The sequence below is a fragment of the uncultured Ruminococcus sp. genome, assembly GCF_946415235.1.
In the GTDB taxonomy this organism is placed as follows: domain Bacteria; phylum Bacillota; class Clostridia; order Oscillospirales; family Ruminococcaceae; genus Ruminococcus.
The window spans coordinates 1-5,270 of record NZ_CAMKRR010000148.1 but is presented as its reverse complement, the minus strand read 5'-3'; the positions used below and the strand labels follow the sequence as shown (position 1 = coordinate 5,270).

Annotated in this window: 6 protein-coding genes and 1 pseudogene; all 7 read left to right on the top strand. The window is 44.8% G+C overall.

Going from position 1 to position 5,270, the window contains the following annotated elements; all coding sequences use genetic code 11:
* A pseudogene (locus Q0R37_RS15020) lies at positions 1 to 437 on the top strand (acetylglutamate kinase); the annotation flags it as partial.
* 146 nt (positions 438 to 583) lie between these two features.
* Positions 584 to 1,750 (top strand): aspartate aminotransferase family protein, encoded by a 1,167-nt coding sequence (locus Q0R37_RS15015; RefSeq protein ID WP_294755391.1) that lies wholly within the window; start codon positions 584 to 586, stop codon positions 1,748 to 1,750.
* A gap of 3 nt (positions 1,751 to 1,753) precedes the next feature.
* Complete coding sequence (locus Q0R37_RS15010) at positions 1,754 to 2,215, top strand: hypothetical protein (RefSeq protein WP_294755389.1); 462 nt, start codon at positions 1,754 to 1,756, stop codon at positions 2,213 to 2,215.
* Between the two features lie 34 nt (positions 2,216 to 2,249).
* Positions 2,250 to 3,155: an ornithine carbamoyltransferase gene (gene argF, locus Q0R37_RS15005; protein ID WP_294755387.1), complete on the top strand. Its 906-nt coding sequence runs from the start codon at positions 2,250 to 2,252 to the stop codon at positions 3,153 to 3,155.
* A gap of 71 nt (positions 3,156 to 3,226) precedes the next feature.
* Positions 3,227 to 3,964, top strand: a complete 738-nt coding sequence (locus Q0R37_RS15000; RefSeq protein WP_294755386.1) for an HNH endonuclease — start codon at positions 3,227 to 3,229, stop codon at positions 3,962 to 3,964.
* Between the two features lie 132 nt (positions 3,965 to 4,096).
* The gene (locus Q0R37_RS14995) at positions 4,097 to 4,600 is read left to right on the top strand and encodes a hypothetical protein (RefSeq protein WP_294755385.1); all 504 of its coding nucleotides are present in this window, start codon (positions 4,097 to 4,099) and stop codon (positions 4,598 to 4,600) included.
* A gap of 97 nt (positions 4,601 to 4,697) precedes the next feature.
* The gene (locus Q0R37_RS14990) at positions 4,698 to 5,093 is read left to right on the top strand and encodes a hypothetical protein (protein ID WP_294755384.1); all 396 of its coding nucleotides are present in this window, start codon (positions 4,698 to 4,700) and stop codon (positions 5,091 to 5,093) included.
* The last annotated feature ends 177 nt before the right edge of the window (positions 5,094 to 5,270 follow it).

The window sequence follows — 5,270 nt, the reverse complement described above, 5'->3', positions numbered from 1 at the left end:
ACCTGGGCTGGGTAGGCGAGATAACAAAGGTCAACACAAAGCCTATCACAGACGCTCTTGCAAACGGAAATATCCCCGTTATCGCTACAGTTGCCACTGACAGCGAGGGAAATACATACAATATCAACGCCGACACTGCCGCTGCAAGGATAGCAGCAGAGCTTGGCGCGGAAAATCTCATACTCATGACCGATATCGCAGGACTTCTCCGCGATAAGGACGACCCGTCAACTCTTATCCCCGAGGTAAATGTCAGCGAAGTGCCTTTCCTCAAGAGACAGGGCATAATCTCAGGCGGTATGATCCCCAAGATCGACTGCTGCGTTGAAGCTGTCAGACGAGGCGTAAGAAAGACCGTTATCATCGACGGAAGAGTACCTCACTCTATCCTCATAGAGATACTTTCCAATGAAGGAATAGGCACTCAGTTCGTGTGATAGAGCTACCGCTTGTAAAATAATTTACTTGTATACAAAAAATTTACTTATAAAAAATCTTAATTGATTGATTTTGACTGCCTTTCAGCGCTATAATAATAGTGTGTCTGATAAAGTCCATGGCAGTCTGCCCCAAGGAGGACGTTATGAATACAATAGATAAATTCAACTCGCACGTTATGCAGTCCTACGGACGCTATCCACTGGTCATGGAAAAGGGAAGCGGCAGACGCTGTAAGGACGAGAACGGCACGGAATATATCGACTTCGGAAGCGGGATAGGTACCAATTCTCTCGGATACTGCGATGAAAAGTGGGCTGACGCTGTATGCACTCAGGTAAGGACTCTCCAGCACAGCTCAAATTACTACTACACTAAGGTACAGGCGGATTTTGCCGAAAAATTATGCGGTATCTCGGGATACAAATCCGTATTTTTCTGTAACAGCGGCGCAGAGGCAAACGAGTGCGCCATAAAGGTGGCAAGGAAGTACAGCTTCGATAAATACGGCAAGGGCAGGCATACCATAATCACCCTTGTGAATTCCTTCCACGGCAGGACTATCGCTACTCTTTCCGCAACGGGTCAGGATGTGTTCCACAACTATTTCTTTCCGTTCGTGGAAGGTTTCGTAAACGTGACCGCAAATGATATCGCCGACCTCAAAGCGAAGCTGGACGATACCGTTTGCGCGGTAATGCTCGAATATGTACAGGGAGAGGGCGGCGTCAACGTTCTCGGTCAGGAATTTGTTGACGCTGTTTACGAACTGTGCGCGCAGAAGGATATACTCGTTATCGCCGATGAAGTCCAGACGGGCGTAGGCAGGACGGGTAAATTCCTTGCAGGAGAACACTTTGGCAAAAAAGCGGATATCACCACACTTGCAAAGGGTATCGCAGGCGGATTGCCTATGGGCGCCTGTCTTGTGAACGAGAAGTGCAGCGGAGTCCTCACAGCAGGTACTCACGGCTCTACATTCGGCGGAAATCCCATTGCCTGTGCAGGCGGCCTCGCTGTCCTTGACAGGGTCGGAGGCGACGGTTTCCTTGAAGAGGTGACGAAAAAGAGCGAGTTCATAAAGAGCGAGCTCGGAAAGTGCGGCGAGGTCGAGTCAATAACCGGTCTCGGACTTATGATAGGCGTAAAGCTGAAAAGCAAGGATGCCCATGATGTCGCACAGAAGGCTCTCGACAGGGGACTTCTCGTTCTGACTGCCAAAGAGAAGGTAAGACTTCTTCCTCCACTGACGATCTCATACGACGAGCTAAAGGACGGACTGAAAATTCTGATAGAGATACTGGAGGAATAAATTATGGAGTTTCAGGTAGTTGGAAAGGGCGGTAAGTATACCGTTCAGGACAAGACGGGTCGTCTTATCTACAGCATCAAGAAAAAAGGCTTCGGAGCCCGCTATAACCTGATGGACGCCAGCAATTACAACCTCTACACCCTCGTTCAGACAGGTGACTCCAAACGACCGTTTTTTACAATAATCCTTAATGATAACGTATTTATGTCGATGGAATGTACTTCATTGTTCCTCAATCCGACCATAACCGCCAAAAACAAGACCATGCGGTTCGAGATAACCAGTAAGGACAGAAAGAATTTCGATGTAGTCCTGAATGAAGCGAACGTCGGAAGTATCCAGAGCCTTTTGGGCGTGAACGGAGAGATGCAGTACCATTTCGACATAGACAACAAGGCGTTTGACGATTATATAGCGCTTTTTGCTGTGGCGATAGACAGAGCGTTCGGTGAAATGAACAAGTAATAAAAAGAATTGACAGATCGGAAGGATAAATAATATGAAACACTTACTTAAAATGCTTGATCTCAGCACAGAGGAGATCATCGAGATACTCAACCTTGCAGACCAGCTCAAGTATGAGCTCAAGCACGGTATCCCGCACCCCCACCTCAAGGGAAAGACCCTCGGAATGATATTCCAGAAGGCTTCCACACGTACAAGAGTTTCTTTTGAGACAGGTATGTACCAGCTTGGCGGATATCCGCTGTTCCTCTCGTCCAATGACCTTCAGATAGGCCGCGGAGAGCCCGTACAGGATACTGCAAGAGTTCTCTCACGATACCTTGACGGTATAATGATCCGTACATTTGAGCAGAAGGAGGTCGAGGATCTCGCTAAGTACGGCTCAATCCCGATAATCAACGGACTTACGGACTTCTGCCACCCTTGTCAGGTACTGGCTGACCTTATGACTATCCGCGAGTTCAAGGGCAGCTTTGACGGACTTAAAATGTGCTTTATCGGCGACGGAAACAATATGGCTAACTCCCTTATCGTTGGTTGCTTAAAGGTAGGCATGAGCGTAGCTATCGCCTGCCCGAATGACTATCAGCCGCCCAAGGAGATACTTGACTTTGCAAAGGGCTGCGGCAGCAAGTTTGAGCTGACAGACAAGCCTATGCAGGCTGCAAAGAATGCAGATGTGCTCATCACCGACGTATGGGCTTCCATGGGTCAGGAGGGCGAAGCCGAGAAGCGCAGAAAGGCATTCGCAGGCTATCAGATCAATGATGAGCTCATGGCTCAGGCAAAGGCAGACGCAATGGTGCTCCACTGCCTCCCCGCACACCGTGAGGAGGAGATCACAGAGAAGGTATTCGAGGCTCACGCAAACGAGATATTCGAGGAGGCCGAGAACCGTCTCCACGCTCAGAAGGCAGTAATGGTAAAGCTCATGGCATAAGCTTAGCTGTTAGCCATTAGCCTTTAGCAGTTAGCTTTAGGCTGTGGGCGTCGAAATACAAGGGGAACGCTATGGATAGTATTATTATATTGTTGTGTATTTTTATTGTAGTTGCTGCAATCGTACTTGGGGTTGTATTATTTATAATAATCAGTAGTCACACTAATCCGTTTACATACCCAGTTATAAAACGTTCAATTGATATATCTGGGCGTAAGCAGCCTTCGTATGAAGAGTGCATAGATCAATGGGTGATTGATAATAAAGATTATGACGCAGCGAAGCATTGCAATGATATTTTAAACAAATGGGATAATGACTGTAAAGCTATATTAGAAACTACGCGCTTTGGCAAGGAACGCAAGACACAAATATATAATGATATGAAAAATACGGTTAATAGCAACGAGTATAAAATATATCATTATGTTTTCTTTCGTAAACAAACACGATACAAACAAGAATACTATCAAAAACACGCCTATACTGTTAAAAATAAGGAATATGTATGTAAACTTACATTAAAACAATTGCTTGAAGTATACGATGAACTTGAAGAAATTGATTTTGAAACAACACGCCAAAAGTTTTTTGCTAAGAATCAAAGGAAATTGATGACAAAAGAACTAAGGCAAAGTATCATGAAGCGTGATAATTATACCTGTCAGAAATGTGGCAAGTATATGCCAGATGAAGTCGGACTTCATGTTGACCATATAGTTGCGATTAAGAATGGCGGAAAAACAGTTGAAAGTAATTTACAAGTTCTTTGTGATAAATGCAATTATCGAAAAGGTTCAAAAAAATAATACAGTTCCGTATCTTATATTAAAATAAACATGAAACCATATGCAGGAGCGGATACTATCCGCCCGTGAAAAATGATAAAAGCGGACAGTTCGTGCTGTCCGCTTTTTACGAAAATGATATGAGGTATTATAATGAAAAAAATAAAGGTATCATACACACCGACGATCGTGTATATCATATCCGCGATTATATGGGTAGCGGTCATGTTCGTTATTTCGGGGTATCTGAATGAATTAGGCTTTTATATATGTGTACTGGCAGGTCTCGCCGCATTATTATTCGTATACTGTCAGGGGACTGTTGTTGAGTACGGCGAAGGGAAGATCATCAGGTGCAGAAGCTTTTTTTATAAATGGAAGATAGATCTTGAGCGTATTGATACTTTCAGCTACACGGTGAGAAAGTATCACGCAAGAGGCGGCATCCGCCATATGATGGTGATAATGTTTGATCACAGCATGAGGGGGATAAATGACTGTTATAAGCTCACTTCATTTATCGGAGAAAAAGAAATGAAAAAGCTGATGTACAACGAAGCGGACAAGCTTGATATAATGCAGATATACAAGTTCGCAGAGAGCCTGTACCCCGATAAAGCAAGGGGCTATACAGAAAAAGAAGATATCAACGCATAAATACGGGTAATACATATTTGTAAAGGCGGACTTTTTGTCCGCCTTTTTCATTGACAAACCGCCGAAAAAATGCTATCATTGCATACGAGGTGATAAAATGCAATATCTTATACTTGCCTGTGTGGGACTGGCAATAGCTATAGCGGGCGGCGTGTATCTTTGCAGGCTGCTGTACCTGAAAAAGTACGGCGTCGCGACCAAAGCGGAAGTTATCGGAGTAAGGGAAGCTCCTCCGAGAAAGGGCAAGCCCTCGGGCGCTTACATACATACGATGCGTTATAGCGTCAGCGGCAAAAGCTATGAGGAGGATGACAAGGCAGGCTACAGCGAGCCGATGAAAGAGGGCTCCACTCATATTATCCTCTGCGACCCCAAAGGCCCCAAGAGGTTCAAGTTTGAAAAAGACCTGCAAAGCCATATAACTATAGCGGCGGTCTTTTCGGCAATGGCGCTTATTTTTGCTGCGAGATTCCTGTATGAATATATGAAATAGCATAGATTGTAAAACATGACTAAAAATTGCAAAAAATGACTTGGATTCTTTTAGTTGACAAACGCTGTACGGCGTGATATAATAATTAAGTCGCCTGAGGACAACAGCCTTCGGGCAGACACAACAGCATCTTGAAAATTGAACAATGCGAAGAAAAGAAAAACGACCCTTGAGATT